This window comes from Flavobacterium sp. FlaQc-49, assembly GCF_044005985.1.
In the GTDB taxonomy this organism is placed as follows: Bacteria; Bacteroidota; Bacteroidia; order Flavobacteriales; family Flavobacteriaceae; genus Flavobacterium; species Flavobacterium cupriresistens.
In genome coordinates this window covers 19,086-39,110 of the sequence record NZ_JBIPCS010000008.1, presented here as the reverse complement: position 1 = coordinate 39,110, position 20,025 = coordinate 19,086, and the positions used below count along the sequence as shown (strand labels likewise).

Sequence of the window (20,025 nt, the reverse complement as noted above, 5' to 3'; positions counted from 1 at the left end):
AATATATTCGTCTAATCTTTTTGTTCTATTCTAAAACCTACGTCTGTAATACCTTCTAAAGCCTGAACACCAGGGATTTTACCTGATTCTCTAACCGCTTGTTTGATATGTACTTTGTATTTTCCTCTAAACTTTACATCTTCTTTGTAAAACAGTTTACTTTCTTTAATGTCCGTAAAACCGTTTCCTAATAATGTCCCATCCGGATTTGCCATTTGGTACTCTAAGGTATCCACTTTCGTGAATCCGCTTGGGGTTTCAATAGCAACAATTAAAAACAAATTATTGAAAGGATAATTGTTATTGTCTCTCAAATTCACAAACAAATTGTACTTTTTGGTAGAATCTAAAACTGGCAAATTGAAGGTAACCACACTGTCTTTATGCCAGGCACTGCCAACAGATTTGTACTCATCAAATACTCTTTTTTTATCACAGGAAAAAAGAAGAATGGCAACCAAAAGTAGAATACCGCTATTTTTTATTCTCATTTTTAGTAATAATTATAGGTTTTCTTGGCTCGGCTGGTTTACCATCATTCGATTTGGGCTTATTCGATTGATTTGACCTATTGTTGTTATTATTTGGCTTATTCCCTTTATTTTGGTTTCCACCGGCCGGCTTCGCGTTATTATTGTTATTGCTATTATTGTTGTTATTCCCTTGTTTTGGTTTCTCGGGAGCTGCAACAACAGCATTCTCAGCATTGGGTTTACGTTTTCGAGCTGGCTTTTTCTTTCTTTTTGGCTGATCAAAACGTGTTAAACTCTCCTGACCCATTGCATTGTTGAAATCTTTTTCAGGCTCTTCCGTCACCTCAATTGCAAAATCTTCAAGTGAAGACACTTTATTTTTCTGTTTGTTTTCGGCAATAATTTCTTTTACCTGATCAATTTTCAAAACATGCCAATTTGCAAAATTATTCGTGTAGGCAAACCACATTAACCCTTTGAAAATGTCTTGTTTCTGACAGATTGCATCTCCTTTTTCGGTCACTAATTTAGTATCGTAATCCGGAAAATCTTTCAAGGCATCCATGTAAGTATCTAACTCATAGTTCAAACAGCATTTTAATTTACCACATTGTCCCGCTAATTTTTGAGGATTTAGCGAAAGTTGCTGGTATCTGGCTGCAGAAGTATTGACACTTCTAAAATCTGTTAACCAGGTTGAACAGCAAAGCTCTCTTCCGCAAGAACCGATTCCGCCCAAACGAGCTGCTTCCTGACGAAAACCAACTTGTTTCATCTCTACTCTTGTACTGAATTCTTTTGCAAAATCCTTAATCAAAAGTCTAAAATCGACTCTGTCGTTTGCGGTGTAGTAAAAAGTAGCTTTTGACCCGTCACCTTGAAATTCAATATCAGAAATTTTCATCTCTAATTTGTGCTGAATTGCCAATTCACGTGCACGAACCTTCATAGGCTCCTCACGTTCACGTGCTACAGACCAAATATCAATATCTTTTTGAGATGCTTTTCTATAGATTTTCGGCACTTCGTTACTCTCGGGATTCACTCCTTTTTTCTTCATTTGAATTTTTACCAATTCTCCTGTCAAAGTAACAATTCCAATATCGTGTCCCGGCGATGCAACAGTTGCTACAATATCGCCCATGCTTAATGTTAATTTCTCCGAATTCCTAAAAAATTCCTTACGTCCGTTCTTAAAACGAACCTCAACACAATCAAAAATTGCTTCTCCATTAGACGGACTCATATTCGCGAGCCAATCAAAAACCGTCAATTTATTGCAGCTATCGGTGCCGCAAGTCCCATTATTTTTACAACCTTTTGGCGCACCGCCATCTGAGGTTGAACAACTTGTACATGCCATAATTATATATGTAGTGTTGCATAAAAGCAACTTAAGTTCATAAACATTCGATCGGTAAAGATAGTATTTTTTTTAGTTGTCTTTTTATAGATTAAATCTAATGGTTTGTTAATTGTTAAAACTTTATGTTTTACCGTATTACACCAGTTTTTTGGCTTAAAAGGACGATTTAATATTGTCATCGGATTTTTCTTTGCAAGAAAATATTCCATACAAATCTGTTTTTATAATAATTCAATTTTAAGATCAGGTTCCATTTGCAAAGTATTCCCATATGATCTTCAAAAAACTTCACCTACTGACCTATCACAGTCTGTCAATTTACAAATCTTCTTTAATCCAACGCTTATTTAAGAGAAAAAAAAATATTTCGGTAATAATGAGCGCTATCAAATCAGCCGGAATTCTCTCTCTTTTTCTTTTCTCTTCTTTAACACACAGTCAGTGTACGATTCAAACTATAAATTCAGATTTTGAATACCCCGTTATAGCTTCTGGTAGCATTGCTTTTATAAATCAAACTCAGCATCCTGCAGCTTCACTTGGCTGGAGAACCACTGCTACAGATAACATAATGGAGTTTTGGAGTAATGGTTACGAAGGTCGAAATGCCTATTCCGGAAATCAATTTATCGAACTTAATGCCTATCAATCTTCAGGTCTATTTCAGGATTACGACACTTCTACGACGCCACATTTCAATTATTCGTTTAGTCACATGGGAAGATTTGGAGTTGATACCATGATATTAAAAGTGGGTCCCCCGGGAGGCCCTTACACCACTATTAAAACTGCCGCAACAGCCAAAGAATGGAAAGTATACTCCGGAACTTACACTGTCCCGGCAGGTCAAACCAGAACACGATTTATCTTTGAATCTTCTGCAACTGCAACGGGAAACCCAACTGCAGGTAATTTTCTGGACGCCATAAGTTTTACAGCCTCTATTAACTCTCCTGTGGTAGCTGACAAAACAATCTGTTATAACTCATCTACCACGCTTACAGCCACCGGAGTCCCTAACGCCTCTTTTTACTGGTACGATGCAACAGGAACCAACTTACTTCATCAAGGTGCCACATTTACAACTCCTGTTCTCACATCTGACACCACTTACAAGGTCAAACAAATAAACAGCTCGAATTGTGAAAGTAACTTTCTCGATGTTAAAGTCAGCGCAGCTAATATTGATCCCCCTGTGGCAGCCGACAAAACAATCTGCTCTAACTCATCTACCACACTTACAGCTACCGGAATTACTGGTGCCTCTTTTTATTGGTATGATGCGACAGGAACCAACTTACTTTATCAAGGTGCCATATTTACAACTCCTATTCTATCATCTGATACTAATTATAAGGTTAAACAAATAAACAGTTCGAATTGTGAAAGTAACTTTCTGGATGTTAAAGTCAGCACAGCTAATATTAGTCTCCCTATGGTAGCCCACAAAATAATCTGTAGTAATTCATCCGCTACGCTTACAGCCACCGGAGTCCCTAACGCCTCTTTTTATTGGTACGATGCAACAGGGACAAACTTACTTTATCAAGGTGCTACGTTTACAACTCCAGTTCTCACATCTGACACCACTTACAAGGTTAAACAAATAAACAGTTCGAATTGCGAAAGTAACTTTCTGGATGTTATAATCAGCGCAGCCCATCTTGGTCTCCCTGTGGTAACCGATAAAACAATCTGTTATAACTCACCTGCCACACTTACAGCCACCGGAGTTCCCGGTGCTTCTTTTTACTGGTACGATGCAAGAGGAACAAACTTACTTTATCAAGGTGCCACATTTACAACTCCTATCCTTTCATCTGACACCACTTACAAGGTTAAGCAAATAAACAGTTCAAATTGTGAAAGCAACTTTCTGGATGTCGAGATCAAAATAAATAATCTAGCTAGTCCGCTTACTTTAACTTTAACAGACGATGGGAAAAATGAGATTGTAGCAACTGCAAGTGGCGGAAAACCGGGATATCAGTATTCCATAAACGACGGGCCTGGCAGCCAGACTAACAAATTCGCCGTTTATGAATCAGGTACGTATACGGTTAACACTACTGATGAAAATGGGTGTACTGCATCGGTTTCAAAATATTTCGAATACACTAAAATTGATTTGTGCATTCCTAACTATTTCACACCTAATGGAGATGGACAAAATGATGAATGGGGTCCAGAATGTGAATTAAACTACAAAAATTTGACCTTTACTATTTTTGACCGCTACGGCCGACCACTAGCAAATTGCAGCTACAACAAAAGATGGGACGGGAAATATAAAGGAAAAGAATTGCCTACGGGTGATTATTGGTATACATTGAACCTCAATGAACCTAAGCACGACAGCGATTTTATTGGACATTTTACTTTATATCGCTAAAGATAAGCAGCAGTACTGACAAGAGTTGTACAGTTCAAAAACCCGCAAAAAAAATAGGTTATAATTTTAACCGGACAGGATTTTGCAACCACTACAATACATAAAAAAACTCATAGCTCCCAACGAGAGCCATGAGTTGTTCCTTTTATTTTTTGTTAGAATTACCTAGTCTAGAACTTTATAGATTTTATCCGATAATCGTATTCTGAATGGCAATTGAAATGTACAGGTATCACCGGAAACGGCTGTTTCTGATTCAATATCATTGACAAACATCTTTTCAATTATCAATTTTTGCTCTCCGGTTGTTGATCCTTTGATTAAAACAGTGTCCCCAATTTTGATTTCGTTTTCTTCAATTAAAAACTGACCAATAGAAGGTTTCGGAAAAAAGTGGGTTCCTTTTCCGATGTATTGTTTTTTTATTTTTGGCTGTTTTTTAGCAACCGCTTTCGTTTTTACTAAATCAGAAAGAGTCGGAACAGCTGCTAATGGGTCTAAATTGTTTTTGAAAGTCAAAACATCTGATTTTCCTTTTTTGAAAATCATATTTCCGTTTTTAATCCCTCTTCGGATTGCTTTTTGCTCTTCTTCCGGTAAGTGAATTACAGAAATACAGTCGGTAGAACAACAGCCTTCCATTGCCTGTGCACATTCTTCACATTGAATAAAAAGCAAATGACAACCTTCATTCACACAATTCGTATGTACATCACAAGGTTTCCCACATTGATGGCATTGCGAAACGATATCGTCAGTAATTCTTTCGCCTAAGCGATGATCAAATACAAAGTTTTTACCTATGAATTTACTTTCTAATCCTTCTGCTTTTACCTGACGGGTATATTCTATAATCCCTCCTTCAAGCTGGTACACATTTTCAAAACCTTTGTGTTTAAAGTAAGCACTCGCTTTTTCACAACGAATTCCCCCTGTGCAATACATCAACAATTTTTTATCTTGCTTATGTTCTGCTAGTTGCTCTTCGATAATAGGCAGACTTTCTCTGAACGTATCTACATCTGGTCGTATTGCTTGTGTAAAATGACCGATTTCGCTTTCGTAATGATTACGCATATCGACCACAATTACATTTGGATCTTCTAATAAATCGTTGAATTCTTTGGCTTTCAGGTGAATTCCGATGTTTGTGGCATCAAAACTTTCATCTTCCAAACCATCGGCAACAATTTTATCACGCACTTTTATCGTCAATTTCAAAAAGGAATGATCATCATGCTCTACCGCAATATTCAAACGAATCCCTTTCATAAAGTCATATTGCTCTATGGTATCTTTAAATTCATAGAAATGATCCGCCGGAAGAGACAATTGAGCATTGATTCCTTCGTTGGCTACATAAATTCGACCCAAAACCCCAAGCGGATTCCAAGCTAAAAATAAATCATTACGAAATTGAGTTGGATTTGAAATTTGCGCATAAGCATAGAAAGACAGAGTAAGACGTTGTTTACCTGCATCATCAATCATGATGGCTCTTTCTTCTGCGCTCAAAGTGTTATACAGTTGCATGCTATAAACAGATTTAAGTTGAGAGATATATTTTAATGAATTCCTATTCTGAATTCGGCTGCAAAGGTAGACCTTTATTTACAATTTAAAAATCCCTGCCGGTTTCTTATCTAAAAATTAAGAGAAACGGGGCCGAATCCCGAAATATAAGTCACAAACAATCAAGGGCTTGCCTTTTTTTACTATATTTATGTTAAACAATTTTAACATTTATGACTTATGAATGCTTTAAAACTCTCTAAAACACTGCTCCCAATCTTTATCTTTTTAACCCTCTTAAGTTCTTGTAAAAAGGAACAACCAAAAGCGCCACCGCCCATGCAGGCGCCTTTTGTAACCGTAAAAAGTGAAGACGTTCCGATCTACAAAGATTTTGCCGGACAGACTTTTGGAGACTTAGACATTGAACTGATCGCCAGAGTAGATGGAATTTTAACAGGAATTCATTTCAAAGAAGGTCAAAAGGTTAAAAAAGGACAATTACTCTATACGATAGATCCACTTGAATATGAAACCAAGGTCGAACAGGTTCGCGGACAAGTTGCTGTTGCTCAGAGTAATTTAGTAAATGCTAATGAAGAATTGAAAAGAATTAAACCGCTGGCCGATATGAATGCGGTAAGTAAACGGGAGCTCGATGCGGCAGTTGCCAAAGACAAAGCCGCAAGATCTAATTATGCCAGTGTACAGGCAAGTTTAAAAAATCAGGAAATTGAAAGAGGTTATTGCAATATTAAATCACCAATAGATGGTGTTATTGGCCTTTCGAATGCGAGGTTAGGCGACTACATTACTAAATTAGGCAATGCCTCCCGATTGAATACCGTTTCAAAACTCGAAAAAGTCAGAGTGCAATTTACGGTTAGTGAAGCTGATTTTCTCAGATATCAGAAACAAACGAAAATAGGCGAAAGAATCACAGATCTTCAATTGATATTATCCGACGGTAGTTTTCATCCTCAAAAGGGAACACTCAATTTTTCTGACAGTAAAATAGACCCAACGACAGGAACCGTAACCATTGAAGCACAATTTCCAAATCCGGACGGAACTTTACGTTCGGGACAATTTGGTAAAGTCCGTGTTTTAATCCGAACCGAAAAAGATGCCATCGTGATTCCACAAAGAGCCGTTACCGAACTTCAAGGACTTTTTCAGGTTTCTGTAATTGATGCACAAAACAAAATCGAGACACGAGTGGTTGAAGTTGGTCCCAAAACCGGCACCGATTGGGTCATTACCAAAGGATTAAAAGCGAATGAAAAAGTAGCCATAATTGGAAATCAGTTTATTCAGCCCGGATCGACAGTAGTCCCGGTTCCTTATGTGCCGGACCCGAAACAAATTGCTTCAACTCAAAAAAACTAAATTATGGATAATTTTTTTGTACGAAGACCGATAGTCGCCATAGTATTGTCCATTTTTATTGTTTTAATTGGTGGACTCTCTATACTCTCGACCCCAGTTGCCCAATATCCCGAAATTGCACCGCCTTTGGTACAGGTATCCACCAGCTATCGTGGAGCCAATGCCTTAAATGTAGAGCAAGCCGTAGCGACACCTATTGAGCAAAAAGTAAATGGTGTTGAAAACATGCTTTACATGCAATCGACCAATACCGGAGACGGAAGTATGTCTCTTTCGATCACCTTTGATATGGGAACCGATTTGGATATCGCCACGATGTTAACACAAAACAGAGTTGCCGAGGCGACCAACAAACTCCCGCAAGATGTAAAAACCACCGGTGTGACTACCAAAAAGTCTCTCGCCATGCCGTTGTTGATTTTGTCCTTGTATTCGCCCAACAAAACCTTCGATAATAACTTTCTAACCAATTATGCCAACATTAATATTGTGGATGCATTGGCCCGTATCAAAGGAGTTGGAGAAGTAACCCTTTATGGAGGTAGTAGTTACGCCATGCGAATTTGGGTCAAACCCGATATCATGTCCAAATACAACCTGACAGTTCCCGACATTGTCAGATCAATTCAGGAACAAAATGCGATTGCACCGGGGGGAAAATTTGGCGCACCACCCGCAAAAGACAAAAACGATTTTACTTATAATGTAACCCTTAAAGATCGTCTGGTAAATCCGGAAGATTTTGAGAATATTATTCTAAAATCAAATCTAAGCAATCAGCAGGTTCGATTAAAAGATGTGGCCACCGTTTCGTTGGGAACTGAAAGTTACGCTTCAATAGCCAAATTAAACGGAAGTCCCGCAGGAACCATTGGTATTAAACAAATGCCGGGTTCAAATGCTCTCGAAGTTGCCGAGAATGTCAAAAAAACAATCGAAGGATTAAGCAAACGCTTTCCACAGGATCTAAAATACAAAGTTTCTTTAGATACCACCCTTGCCATTTCGGAAGGAATAGACGAAATCCTGCACACTTTGTTTGAAGCCATTATTTTAGTGATTCTGGTTGTTTTTATCTTCTTGCAAAACTGGCGCGCGACTTTGATTCCGCTTTTAACTGTTCCTGTTTCACTTGTTGGTGTTTTTATGCTCTTTCCACTCTTAGGATTTTCGGTCAATGTACTTTCTCTTTTAGGCTTAGTATTGGCCATCGGGATTGTGGTCGATGATGCCATAGTCGTCGTCGAGGCCGTCATGCACCACATTGAGCAGGGTATGTCGCCCAGGGATGCCACCAACCAAGCCATGAAAGAAGTTTCGGGCCCTGTAATTGCCATTGCCATTGTATTAACGGCAGTATTTATTCCCGTAGCTTTAACACCCGGAATAACAGGCCGACTCTACCAACAATTTGCCATTACAATTGCTATATCGGTGATTTTCTCTGCTTTAAGCGCTTTAACTTTAAGTCCGGCTTTATGTTCTCTTTTGTTAAAACCCAATCAGGAATCAAAAGGATGGTTAGGCCGATTCTTTAAAGCCTTCAATCAAAAATTTAGTGCGTTCACCGATAAATACACAGGTTTCTCTGGTTATCTTATCAAGAAAATGACAAGAAGTTTTATTTTCATCGGAATTTTAATTGTTGCCATTATCCTTTTAGGTGGAAGAATTCCAGGTGGATTTGTTCCCGAAGAAGATCAGGGCTATATGTTTGTGAATATTGAACTTCCCGGCGCTTCTTCCTTAGAAAGAACCAATAAAGTCATCGACAAAGTAGAAAACATCCTCTCCAAAAACGAAGGGATCGATTCCTATACTTCGATTGCAGGATTTAGTTTGATCAAAAACTCTGTTGCTACTAATAATGGTTTCTTTTTTGTTTCGCTAAAAGAATGGAAAGAACGCGAGCAAGACGTTTTCCAAATCCTCAAAGAGGTGAATGGAAAAGTGGTTTTTGGAATTCCCGAAGCTACTGTTTTTGCCTTTGGACCTCCGCCAATTTCCGGAATTGGAAATGCTGCCGGATTTACAATTATGCTTCAGGACAAAGAAGGACAAACGCCACAATATCTCTATCAGAATGCGCAACGTTTTATGGCTGAGGCTAAAAAACGTCCGGAAATCGGAACCATCCGAACCACTTTTAATCCCAATGTACCACAGATTAGTCTGGATATTGATCGGGAGAAAGTCAGCGAACTTAATCTTTCGTTGTCTGATGTCAATCTTGCTATCGGAGCAAGCTTAGGAGGACAATATATCAATGAGTTCAATAAATTCGGCCGACAGTATATTGTACTGCTACAGGCTGCACCAAATTATACCGTAAATCCGGAAGATATCAATAAGATTTTTGTTCGCAGTAAAGACAACAAAATGATTCCGATCTCGAGTATTGCTACAATCCGAAAAGAAAGTGGTCCTGAATTTACAACTCGTTTTAATTTATATCGGGCCGCCGAAGTTGGCGGAACTCCCGCACCGGGATATACCTCAGCGGAAGCCATGGATGCTTTACAGGAAACCGCCGACAAAGTACTGCCTTCGGGAATGGGATATCAATGGTCGAATATGAGTTTTCAGGAAAAACAAGCCGAAGGAAAAGGGAATACAGTATTCCTCATGGCATTGCTTTTTGTGTTCTTAATTTTAGCTGCGCAATATGAAAGCTGGAAATTGCCTTTTAGCGTGCTTTTAGGAACTCCTTTTGCCGTTTTCGGCGCTTTTCTGGGACTGTTCCTCTGCCGATTAATCAGTCCCGACTATGTCAATAATGTTTTTGCCCAGATTGGTTTAGTCATGTTAATTGGCTTGGCTGCGAAAAATGCCATTTTGATTGTAGAATTTGCCAAAGAAGAGTATGAAAAAGGAATGCCTGTAAAAGAAGCGGCGCTATATGCCGCCAAACTGCGTTTCCGCCCTATTCTTATGACTGCTTTTGCTTTTATCTTAGGTGTTGTGCCTCTTTTAACGGCTAGTGGTGCCGGAGCTCAAGCCAGAAAGGTAATGGGATTAACGGTTTTCAGCGGTATGCTGGTTGCCACAATTTTGGGAGTTTGTTTGATTCCTGTCTTATTTGTATTTATTGAAAGTTTTGGTAAAAAACCTTCAGAAGAAATTGATGAAACTAAAAAGGAAGAATGATGAAAAATCTAAAATTAGTACTCGTATTACTTGTAATAGCTGTTTTTCCTTATGGCTGTATGGTGGGTCCAAAATATTCAAAACCAGAGCAACCCAAAACCGACAGTTTTCAATTCGGAAACAAAACAACAGACACCACTGCCAATGTAACTACCCTAAAATGGTCCACAATTTTTAATGATGATGTATTGATCGGATTGATTCAGAAAGGGATTCAGAATAATTATGATTTAAAAATTGCTTTAGCACGTCTGGAACAGGCAAAAGCTAATTTAGGCATCGCCAAAGCCGATTTATATCCGTCCTTTCAATATTCAGGTCAGGTAAATAGCGCCCAGACTTTTCTGCAGCAAACTTCTTTGACCGCCAATATGTCCTGGGAGTTGGATTTTTGGGGGAAATTTCGTCATCAAAACAAAGCGCTTCAGAGTGAACTTCTGGCAACAGATGAAGCCCGAAAAGTAGTGCTTTCCAATATAGTCAGCACCATTGCTGTTTCGTATTTTGAATTACGTGATTTCGATAATCAGCTGGAAATCACACAGTACACTTTAGAAACCAGACAAAAAGCATATGATATCATTAACGAAAGATTCAAAAGCGGTTATGTTGCGGAATTAGATAAAGTCCAAATCGAACAACAGGTCGCAATTGCAGAAGCCAATATTCCATTGATTAAAAGACAGATTACAGCTTTAGAAAACTCCATTTCGGTACTAATAGGCCAGGTTCCCGCTCCTATCGAAAGAGGTAAAACCAACAATGATTTATTGATTTTGTCTACATTTCCGACTTCGGTACCTTCGGCCTTATTAGAAAACCGTCCTGATGTAAAAAGAACGGAACTTTTATACCGCGCTTCCAACGAAAGAATTGGTGTTGCACAAGCGATGCGGTATCCATCGTTTAATATTGCAGCGCTTGCGGGTTTTGTAAGTCCAACGATTGGTGATTTGTTTACTGATGCTTCTTACCTCCAGAATATTGGAGCTGGCGTTAGTGGACCGTTGTTTAACTTTGGAAAGAATAAACGCCGCGTTGAGGTAAACCGCCAGATAGCAGAAGAAAACAAACTGGTTTTTCAGAAAACGTATTTAATAGCCATCTCAGAAGTAGAAAACGCCTTGCAAAACGTAGCCATGTACAAAGAAGAATGGACCGCCCGAAACAGACAAATTGTAGCCGCGCAAAAAAACTACGACTTATCTAACGCCAGATATTACAACGGATATGTTTCATACCTCGAAGTTCTGGACGCCCAACGTTCCTTGTTTGAAGCACAATTAAGTCTTTCGCAATTAACCCAGAAACAGTTGAGTTCGATGGTTCTGTTGTATAAAGCACTTGGCGGTGGATGGAATTAGGGCATTGTCTCTTTTGGAAATTTGTGAGATGTTAAAACAAAAAATTACATAACTAAAACATTCATTAATAGCAACTTAAAACGAATTAACACATCTAACGCAACAATGTTGCAAATAATAGAAAGAGGTTTTTGCACGCAGATTTAGCAGATATGGCAGATTTTTTTCTTATTGGTACAATTGAAATTGATGTGTTAGTGCAAAAAACATTCGAGCAGATCCGCTTAATCAGCTAAATCTGCGTGCTAAAAACTTTGCGGCTCTGCGAGAAATAAAAAAACACCGCGCATAGTCCTTCGACTTCGCTCAGGAGGACAGCTCTGAGTATTTAATAAAACTCTGAAAATCCCAAAATTAGAAGAAGAAGGGCTCGCACGCAGATTTGGCAGATTGAGCAGATTTTTTTTCATTGGTACAATTGAAATCGTTATGCTTAAAAAAAACATTCGCACAGATCCGCTTAATCTGCTAAATCTGCGTGCTAAAAACTTTGCGGCTCTGCGAGAAAAAAACACCACGCATAATCCTTCGACTTCGCTCAGGAGGACAACTTCGAGTATTTAATAAAACTCTGAAAATCCCAAATTAAAAGAAGAAGCTCTCGCACAGATTTGGCAGATTGAGCAGATTTTTTTCTTATTCGTACAATTGAAATCGATGTGTTTGCGCAAAAAAACATTCGCACAGATCCGCTAAATCTGCTAAATCTGCGTGCAAAAAAACTTTGCGTAACCCTTCGACTTCGCTCAGGGGGACAGCTCTGAGTATTTAATTAAAAGCGGAAACTTTTAAAATTAAAATAAGCATTCAAGACCTTTTACTACTGTCTGGAATCCAAAAAACAAAAAAAAGAGTGCATTTCATGATGAAACGCACTCTTTTTTATAAAATCTTAGTATCTAAGAAACTTAGCTTCTCAGACTAGCAATACTCATTAAAAGCATCTTGCAAGTTCTCAGCAATCAATTCAGCTGGACGGCCTTCAATATGGTGACGCTCTAACATGTGAACCAATTCTCCGTTTTTGAACAAAGCCATACTTGGCGATGATGGAGGAAAAGGAAACATATGTTGTCTTGCAGCATCAACCGCTTCTTTGTCAACACCAGCAAAAACGGTGATCAAATGATCCGGTTTTTTAGCTCCTTCTAAACTCATTTTTGCTCCCGGACGTGCATTTCTTGCAGCACAACCACAAACAGAGTTTACAACAACCAAAGTGGTACCTTCAGCTTTAATAGCATTATCAACAGCGTCAGCACTATGTAAATCTTGAAAACCTGCAGCAGTAAGTTCAGCCTGCATTGGTTTTACCATTTCTTCTGGATACATATTTTTATTTTTTAAATTTTACTTTTGAACTGCAAAGTTACAAAGTTTAGCGGCAACTACTTAATTTGAGGTATAAAGTTTTGTTATAGTTCGATTGTTATTTCCTAAACTTCACTTGGTACGGATAGGTTTCATAAACGGCATTATCTTCATTTATCGTAAATCCTTTAGCAGCATCTTCTTTTGCGCTATCAATTAATGCCACGACCTCTACTCTGGATTTTCCTTGTTTCAGCCAACAAATGGCCTTATAATACTTTACATCCGAAAATTCAGGGTAAATCTTCAGTGCTTTATCAAAAACAGCAATTGCTTCGTCCCACTTCTTCAATTCATATTTGGCAATTCCTTGGTAAAAATAGGCTGTCGGATGTTCTAATTGCTGCCTGTTAGTATAAATATCATCTACATAGTCACCTATAATTTTTTCTGCTTTTTCATATTCATTCAACTGTAAGTAACAAAGTCCAATATAAAAACGATACGAATGGTCCATTCTGTAACCGTTACCATACAATTTGATACATTCCTCAAAATCGGCGATTGCTTCTTTGTAATTCTTTGAAAAGATGCATTTCATAAAACCACGATAGGGCAACCATTCTTGTTTATCATACAAAACGGCTTTGTCTAAAAATGTCATTCCTACTTCATACTTTCTGCATTTAAAATAGGGCATCGCCTTTTGCTGCCATAATTGAGCAACTGTGCTGTCTTTTTTCAGACCTTCATCGAGGCAATTTTGCCATTCGGTCATTTCAAAAATATAGTTGTGTTTTTCGGCTCCATTTGTCAAAAATTCTTCTATAATAGCATCATGTGCTTTCTTTACAGAAACTTGTCCAAAAGAGAAAAGGGTAACAAGGAAACTTAATCCTAAAATGGTATTTTTCAAAGGTTATTGGTTTTGGTTGTATTTATTTGAAAGAAAAATCAACCCAAATAACGCTTTAATAAATGGTGTTTTGGGACACTTTAAAATAACTTTAACATCTTGAATTAATGTCGTTTCTTCATCCAAAAATTTAAAAATCAAAACCGGATTTCCTTTTTTGAATAGGGAAGAAAAAATACGATTCCCTAATTCATTGCGGCGATAGAGAATATCCAACAACAATAGATCGTAAAACCAAAATCGGCTCTTTTTATGAAAATCTTTCATTTTCAATGAAGTCGAAGGATTATCTAACAAAAACGCCACCAGCTCTGTTGATTTTTTATCTGAATTTTTAAATGTATATCCTGTACTCGCCTTTGTCCATCCGCCTGCAGTACCAATATTCAGGACGCGTTTGGTATTTCGCTCCCAAAAAGGAAAACAGGTCATTGGAATACTTCCCTGCTCCTTTTCCAGAATTTCATACGCAGTTGCACCTAAATTCTTTAAATAGTTTTGAATCTCCTTTTCATACTCTTCTTCCGGAAGTAATTTCTCCGAAAATAGCGTATACTCAACCAAAGCCTCTGTTTTTGATATTGGCAAAACATACATAAAACGGGTATTCTCTTTTTGTTCTACCGAGAAATCCATAAAAGTAACTTGCTCCGGATTGAAGATCTCCGATTCGCTCTTGACCAACCAACCTATAAAATGCTGTTGCAAAACGGGATATTGGGATTGGTTTTCAGCAAAAGCTTTAGTGTAAATACTATTGAATAAGTGACTGCAAGTGTAGCTGTTATCTTCTGTACCAACATAAACATGGGTATCGAGTTCGTTGATATCGGTTACTTTATCTGTTAAAAAAGTAATGTTTGATTCTTTTAAAAGAGCTTTCAAAACAAAACTATAAAAATCCAATCCTCTAATCTGATTGTACTGATAAGGACGAAGGTCTAAATCGCGTTTAAAATCCTGATTGGCAAACAAAGCAGCATCCCACTTTTTTGAAATAACCGAATCCCAAATCGTTTCCTTCTCCGACCAAAAACACCAGGTTCTGTCATTGGATTGTTTTGAACTTGCATCTAACAACAAAATCGATTTGGTGCTGAATTTACCGGACAAAACCATTTTATAAACCGTCATTAAAGCCGAGAGACCTGTTCCGGTGAAAATGTAGTCGAAATGTTTGATTTGTGAGGAATGCATGTTCAAAAATAAGAAATTTTATTCTTTTGCTATTTCTAAAAACAGTTTAAAATCCGCCTCATTTAAGTAGCTGTTATACTGTAGAATGATTTCATTATTCGCATTCAAAACACACAAAACCGGATAGGCAATTTGTTTATTAATCGTTCCTAACTGAACGGCTAGCTCGTTTATGCCCACATTATTACCCGAAGGTCGGTATTTGAAAACCTGATTATTAAACGAAATATCTCTTTTTTCTTCTGCATTCAAATCAATAAAATAAAAATCCGAATTCAACTTGTCTATGATTTCGTGATTGTTGAAGGTCATACTTTTCATTCGCTGACAAAACTGACACCAATCGGTATGGATAAAAACAATCACATTTTTCTTTTGAATTTGCTGCAAGCTGTCAATCGCCTCAAACGGAGTGCTTTTGAGCTGGCAGAATCCTGTGGAAGTAATCCCGAGGAAGAAGATAATAAGGGTTAGCTTTCCCATTTTGGTGTTGTTTTTTTGCCACTGATTTCACAGATTAAAAGGATTAAGCTTGTTCTGAATATTCTTTTCTAAATCTGTGAGGTCTGTGGTGTAACTTATTCTTATCTCAAAGCATAATAAATAAAAATAATTCGTGAGAATTCGTGTAATTCGTGTTCAAAATCATTTTTAATCTTTCAAATCTATGGCAACTTAAATCCTTAGTTTAAATTATATCTCAAACCAAAGAAACCGCGAATGTTTTGATTTTCATGTTCTTTTCAATACATCGTTTAAAGGTTGCCACGAATTACACTAATTTACACTAATCTCAGCATGATGAATAAAAAAACAATCCGTGAAAATTCGTGTAATTCGTGTTCAAAATCATTTTTAATCCCTCAAATCTGTGGCATAACTAATTTCTATCTCAAAGTATATCGCAATCCAAAAAATCCACGAATGTTTTGATTTTCCCGTTCTTTTCAATACATCGCTTAAAAGGTTGCTACGAATTACACTAATTTACACTAATCTCAGCATGATGAATAAAAAATAATTCGTGAAAATTCGTGTAATTCGTGTTCAAAATCATTTTTAATCCCTCAAATCTGTGGCAACTTAAATCCCTAGTTTAAATTATATCTCAAACCAAAGAAACCTCTAATGGTTTGGTTTTGTCCATAAACATAAGTTGTGTCAAAAGTCAAACCGTACGGATTATCTGAAGTAGTCACAATTTGCCCTTTTGGAACTACTTGTCCATTTAAGCCAACATTTGTTCCATCTGATGTTTGCACATTTTTATCGAAAGGATCATTTGTTCTTGAAATCAAAAAGGGATTATTGCGTTTTGGTGTAAAATTCAACAGGTTTTTAATTCCCCCGTACACTTCAAAATTCTTCCATCCGAAATACGTAAATTGAATGTTCTGAATACTATACCACGGCGATTTCGGACTTCTTGGGTCTAAATCACTTAATAAAGGTAACTTCATCGGGCTGTACACATTCCCCGTATAATCCAACAATAAATTTAGTGAATCTATTTTATATGAAACACTCCAGGTGGCAGTGAATTTCTCGGTTAAAAAAGGGGTTGCCGAAACTCCATTTTCTACATTTTTATTATCCAGTAGCGTTGCACCAACAATAAACTTTAAACCTGACGGAAAATTAAGATCCACATTCGTACTGATTCCCTGACTTAAGGCATAACCATTGATGTTATCGTAAATGATTTTATTCGGATCGCTTTCGTAATCTGAAATGATTTTATTGCTGAATCGGGTATAAAAAGCCGTTGTTTCGATCCCCATAAAAGTTCCGTTTCCAAAATTGATTTTCTGTATGTAATTCAGATTCACATTGACGGATTGCTCCGGTTTTAAATCACTTTTGATCACCACATCTCTGGAACCCGTAAGTGCTGCGTGGTCTTCGGTAAACAGATTCACTACCCGAAATCCGGTTCCGGCGTTCAATCTGAAAATAGTGTTTGGATTTTTCTTCCATCGATAAGCCACTCTGGGAGTATAAATAGAACCGTGAATCGAATTGTAATCGTATCGCATTCCTAACAAAACCTGGCTTTTTGGAGAAATCGTAATTTCATCCTGAACAAAAATTCCGGGTAACCACGTACTTTCGGCCTCTTTAGTTGCGGTTGTATTGTCATCATAGTAGGAATAACGATTGGCAATTCCGGCCAGAAAATCGTTTCTACCCATTTTTTTATCCCAAGTCAATTGCAAAAATCCAATTTTCTGATTGGCGATATAAGAGGTCGTTCCGTAGCGACTGTCCTGATAATGCACATTTCCGGAGAAAGATACCATCAGTTTTTCTTCAAAAGGTAATTGATAACTTCCTATTAATTCTCCTCTTTTGGTGTAAATGCTTTCTCCATAAATTTCATCCCCTCCGCGGAATTTCTTCTCCCAACGCACATCTCCACCCCAGCGATCTTCATACATTCCTCTTGCAGCAATGGTAAACAAACGGTTATTGTCTCTCAAAAAACTCCACTTATTAAAAACTGAAATTCGTTCTGACAAGGTTACATCGGTAAAATTATCACGATCCTTATCGATAATCTGATTGTAATTGAAGTAATTAACCCCTAAAAGCGTTGTTGCTTTTTTTGACGGATTGAATTTCATTCCTAAATCGACATTGGTTTCTAAATAGGAAGTCGTAAAAACATCAGCAGAAAACAACGGCGCGTTAGTCGGATTTTTGGTGATGATATTGATTAAGCCTCCCACAGCCTCACTTCCGTACAAGGAGGAAGCCGGACCTTTTACGATTTCAATGCGTTCTACAAGCGAATTTGGAATTCCGGATAGTCCATAAACCGTTGATAGACTACTCACAATTGGCATCCCGTCAATTAAAATCAAAGTATATGGTCCTTCAAGACCATTAATATGAATGTCTCCCGTATTGCAGACCCCACAATTCAACTGAGGCCGAACACCGTTTATATTCTGAAGCGCCTCATAAATACTGGGCGTTGGATTTTTCTTGAAGAAAACCGTAGAATAAACCTCAACCGGAACGGCACTTTCTAATCGCTTTACGGCTTTTAGAGTTCCGGAAACCACCACTTCATTGAGTTCGTTATCGTTGTCTTTTAATTCAAAATCAAGATTCAGTTTTTCATTCTCTGCTACCAAAATCCTTTGAGTTACGGGTTTAAATCCCATAGAGGTAACCTGAATTTTATATTCTCCCTGAGGAATGCTCTCTAATTTATAATACCCTAAACTATCAGCTTCTGTTTTAAATGCGGTATTTAACAAGGTAATTTTAATCAATTGAGCGTCATTATCCCTGTTTACCTTTCCCGAAATAGTTTGCGAATGAACCATTTTCGCAGAAAATAAAAACAAGACTAAAAATAAATATTTCATTTTATGTAAATTAATTTTTAGGCAAATCTAAAAATTAAATTTGACAAATAATGTTTACAAGGCTAAAAACTTAAAAATGAAATCATTTAGTGGGTTTGGATAAAAGAAAAAAACACACAGAATCATAAGAAAAACCGAGCTAAACCTAACCAAAAACCTATTTAACTCTGTAACCTTTAAAAAACAAAACCCCTTTTAATTAAGTAAAGGAAATTATGATTCCATGTGTTATAAAAGAATAAGGAGATCCTTAAACGAAACTTTCGTCGATAAGTTCTCTATTAATTGAGGCTCCTGCAAAAGAGCCTGAAGAAACTGCCATTGCAACAGATCGTGCCTGAATGGTACTATCCCCACTGGCATAAATTCCGGGAACGTTGGTTCGCTGCAACAGATCTACTTTTAGCAAACCTTGCTCGGTCAATTCACACCCTAAAATTTCAGGTAAGGGACAGTGCTGTACAAAAGGAACTTTGGCATAAACCGCCTTTACTTTAATTTTTGATTTGTTTTTGAAAACTACCTCACGAATGCTTCCATTTTCATGAAGAAATGAATCAATCTCCTCTTCAATGATCTTAATTCCATGTTTTTGAAGCAACTCCATTTGCGCTGTACTAAAATTTGCTTTTCCGTTTGTTAACAAACTAAGTTCTTTTGTCCAGTTTGAAATCATCTTCACATATTCAAAACCCAGATCACCGTTGGCAATAACCGCCGTTTTCTCACCCTTCACTTCATAACCATGACAATACGGGCAATGCAAAACGGAGATTCCCCAACAGGCACCAAAGCCATTAATATTCGGAATCAAATCTTTTATTCCGGTTGCGAAAAGAATTTTCTTTGCTGTAAACGTTTTTCCTGATTCTGTTTTAAGTTCAAAACCATTTTCTATTTTGACAGCGCTAATTGCTAATTCGTTATGGAATTGAACTGTATCATAAGAGCCAATCTCTTCTTTGGCTTTCTTCGAAATAGTTGCCGGCTTCTCTCCATCCTGTGTAATAAAATTATGCGAATAGGGTGTTTGTCTGTTACATGGCAGTCCACTATCTATCACCAAAACCTCACGCAAAGAACGCCCCAGACTCATCGCGGCAGCTAGTCCGCTGTAACTTCCTCCTACAACAATAACTTCAAAATGATTTTGCTGTGCCATAATTGTTATCCTTTATGTGATTTATAATTCAAAAAATGTCCCACAATCATCCCTATACCTCCAAAAAAGATCCAATCAAGATGAATTTCCAAAAAAATATCGACCAAAACACTGATCCAAATCATAGCCATAGAAATAATAAAAATGCTGGAGACCAAAAGGTTCGATTTTTTAATTATTTTTAAAATCGCAAAAAGTCCAATTGAAGCAAAAACTAAATCGACAAAAGGATTGTGAGTTAATCCTAATGGCAGAATGGTTAGCAAAGGAAAGAGCAAGCAATGCACCAAACAAATGGTAGCGCTCGAAATTCCTAAAATATCGTAAAGGGCCATGGTCGTTTTCTTCATTTCTCGTACTTTTGCTTAATGCAATTCTGTTGCAAATATATAAAATTATTTCAATCGCAACATTGTTGC

Annotated in this window: 14 protein-coding genes; 4 read left to right on the top strand and 10 right to left on the bottom strand. The window is 37.4% G+C overall.

The features are described 5' to 3' along the window. Positions 1-11: 11 nt before the first annotated feature. Entirely contained in the window at positions 12-491 is a 480-nt protein-coding gene (locus ACHRV3_RS16540) for a gliding motility lipoprotein GldH (protein WP_395435485.1), read from the bottom strand. Continuing rightward, the gene (locus tag ACHRV3_RS16535) at positions 475-1,836 is read right to left on the bottom strand and encodes a stage 0 sporulation family protein (protein WP_395435486.1); all 1,362 of its coding nucleotides are present in this window, start codon (positions 1,834-1,836) and stop codon (positions 475-477) included. The genes ACHRV3_RS16540 and ACHRV3_RS16535 overlap by 17 nt, the downstream gene beginning before the upstream one ends. Positions 1,837-2,215: 379 nt before the next feature. On the opposite strand from ACHRV3_RS16535, the gene ACHRV3_RS16530 reads away from it, so the two are divergent. Continuing rightward, positions 2,216-4,231: a T9SS type B sorting domain-containing protein gene (locus ACHRV3_RS16530; RefSeq protein ID WP_395435487.1), complete on the top strand. Its 2,016-nt coding sequence runs from the start codon at positions 2,216-2,218 to the stop codon at positions 4,229-4,231. Positions 4,232-4,396: 165 nt separating this feature from the next. On the opposite strand, the gene ACHRV3_RS16525 is transcribed toward ACHRV3_RS16530, so the two are convergent. Continuing rightward, positions 4,397-5,764 (bottom strand): rhodanese-related sulfurtransferase, encoded by a 1,368-nt coding sequence (locus tag ACHRV3_RS16525; RefSeq protein WP_047776924.1) that lies wholly within the window; start codon positions 5,762-5,764, stop codon positions 4,397-4,399. A 219-nt stretch (positions 5,765-5,983) separates the two neighbouring features. On the opposite strand from ACHRV3_RS16525, the gene ACHRV3_RS16520 reads away from it, so the two are divergent. From ACHRV3_RS16520 to ACHRV3_RS16510, 3 genes are read left to right on the top strand one after another with little or no spacing between them, the layout of a single operon-like run. Then, the gene (locus tag ACHRV3_RS16520) at positions 5,984-7,132 is read left to right on the top strand and encodes an efflux RND transporter periplasmic adaptor subunit (protein WP_230003948.1); all 1,149 of its coding nucleotides are present in this window, start codon (positions 5,984-5,986) and stop codon (positions 7,130-7,132) included. Between the two features lie 3 nt (positions 7,133-7,135). Then, on the top strand, positions 7,136-10,279 hold the full coding sequence (locus tag ACHRV3_RS16515; protein WP_395435488.1) for an efflux RND transporter permease subunit: 3,144 nt from the start codon (positions 7,136-7,138) through the stop codon (positions 10,277-10,279). Continuing rightward, positions 10,276-11,643 carry an efflux transporter outer membrane subunit gene (locus ACHRV3_RS16510; protein ID WP_395435489.1) on the top strand — a complete coding sequence of 456 codons (1,368 nt, stop codon included), beginning with the start codon at positions 10,276-10,278 and terminating at the stop codon, positions 11,641-11,643. The genes ACHRV3_RS16515 and ACHRV3_RS16510 overlap by 4 nt, the downstream gene beginning before the upstream one ends. A 921-nt stretch (positions 11,644-12,564) precedes the next feature. On the opposite strand, the gene ACHRV3_RS16505 is transcribed toward ACHRV3_RS16510, so the two are convergent. The 7 genes from ACHRV3_RS16505 to ACHRV3_RS16475 form a co-directional block, all read right to left on the bottom strand. Further along, entirely contained in the window at positions 12,565-12,975 is a 411-nt protein-coding gene (locus ACHRV3_RS16505; protein ID WP_029271207.1) for a BrxA/BrxB family bacilliredoxin, read from the bottom strand. Positions 12,976-13,072: 97 nt separating this feature from the next. Further along, positions 13,073-13,870 (bottom strand): tetratricopeptide repeat protein, encoded by a 798-nt coding sequence (locus ACHRV3_RS16500; protein WP_395435490.1) that lies wholly within the window; start codon positions 13,868-13,870, stop codon positions 13,073-13,075. A 3-nt stretch (positions 13,871-13,873) separates the two neighbouring features. Next, positions 13,874-15,067, bottom strand: a complete 1,194-nt coding sequence (locus ACHRV3_RS16495; RefSeq protein ID WP_395435503.1) for a lycopene cyclase family protein — start codon at positions 15,065-15,067, stop codon at positions 13,874-13,876. An 18-nt stretch (positions 15,068-15,085) separates the two neighbouring features. Next, the gene (locus ACHRV3_RS16490; RefSeq protein WP_230003956.1) at positions 15,086-15,550 is read right to left on the bottom strand and encodes a thioredoxin fold domain-containing protein; all 465 of its coding nucleotides are present in this window, start codon (positions 15,548-15,550) and stop codon (positions 15,086-15,088) included. A 608-nt stretch (positions 15,551-16,158) separates the two neighbouring features. Next, positions 16,159-18,444 (bottom strand): TonB-dependent receptor domain-containing protein, encoded by a 2,286-nt coding sequence (locus tag ACHRV3_RS16485; protein WP_395435491.1) that lies wholly within the window; start codon positions 18,442-18,444, stop codon positions 16,159-16,161. 250 nt (positions 18,445-18,694) lie between these two features. After that, complete coding sequence (locus ACHRV3_RS16480) at positions 18,695-19,606, bottom strand: NAD(P)/FAD-dependent oxidoreductase (RefSeq protein WP_395435492.1); 912 nt, start codon at positions 19,604-19,606, stop codon at positions 18,695-18,697. A gap of 5 nt (positions 19,607-19,611) precedes the next feature. Then, positions 19,612-19,956: a MerC domain-containing protein gene (locus ACHRV3_RS16475; RefSeq protein WP_395435493.1), complete on the bottom strand. Its 345-nt coding sequence runs from the start codon at positions 19,954-19,956 to the stop codon at positions 19,612-19,614. Positions 19,957-20,025 lie beyond the last annotated feature (69 nt).

What these genes read in the sequence shown, in the direction of transcription:
- ACHRV3_RS16480 (WP_395435492.1), bottom strand. Translation starts at nt 19,606, where the DNA reads ATGGCACAGCAAAATCATTTTGAAGTTATTGTTGTAGGAGGAAGTTAC.
- ACHRV3_RS16530 (WP_395435487.1), top strand. Translation starts at nt 2,216, where the DNA reads ATGAGCGCTATCAAATCAGCCGGAATTCTCTCTCTTTTTCTTTTCTCT.
- ACHRV3_RS16515 (WP_395435488.1), top strand. Translation starts at nt 7,136, where the DNA reads ATGGATAATTTTTTTGTACGAAGACCGATAGTCGCCATAGTATTGTCC.
- ACHRV3_RS16490 (WP_230003956.1), bottom strand. Translation starts at nt 15,550, where the DNA reads ATGGGAAAGCTAACCCTTATTATCTTCTTCCTCGGGATTACTTCCACA.
- ACHRV3_RS16495 (WP_395435503.1), bottom strand. Translation starts at nt 15,067, where the DNA reads ATGCATTCCTCACAAATCAAACATTTCGACTACATTTTCACCGGAACA.
- ACHRV3_RS16475 (WP_395435493.1), bottom strand. Translation starts at nt 19,956, where the DNA reads ATGAAGAAAACGACCATGGCCCTTTACGATATTTTAGGAATTTCGAGC.
- ACHRV3_RS16525 (WP_047776924.1), bottom strand. Translation starts at nt 5,764, where the DNA reads ATGCAACTGTATAACACTTTGAGCGCAGAAGAAAGAGCCATCATGATT.
- ACHRV3_RS16535 (WP_395435486.1), bottom strand. Translation starts at nt 1,836, where the DNA reads ATGGCATGTACAAGTTGTTCAACCTCAGATGGCGGTGCGCCAAAAGGT.
- ACHRV3_RS16540 (WP_395435485.1), bottom strand. Translation starts at nt 491, where the DNA reads ATGAGAATAAAAAATAGCGGTATTCTACTTTTGGTTGCCATTCTTCTT.
- ACHRV3_RS16520 (WP_230003948.1), top strand. Translation starts at nt 5,984, where the DNA reads ATGAATGCTTTAAAACTCTCTAAAACACTGCTCCCAATCTTTATCTTT.
- ACHRV3_RS16510 (WP_395435489.1), top strand. Translation starts at nt 10,276, where the DNA reads ATGATGAAAAATCTAAAATTAGTACTCGTATTACTTGTAATAGCTGTT.
- ACHRV3_RS16485 (WP_395435491.1), bottom strand. Translation starts at nt 18,444, where the DNA reads ATGAAATATTTATTTTTAGTCTTGTTTTTATTTTCTGCGAAAATGGTT.
- ACHRV3_RS16505 (WP_029271207.1), bottom strand. Translation starts at nt 12,975, where the DNA reads ATGTATCCAGAAGAAATGGTAAAACCAATGCAGGCTGAACTTACTGCT.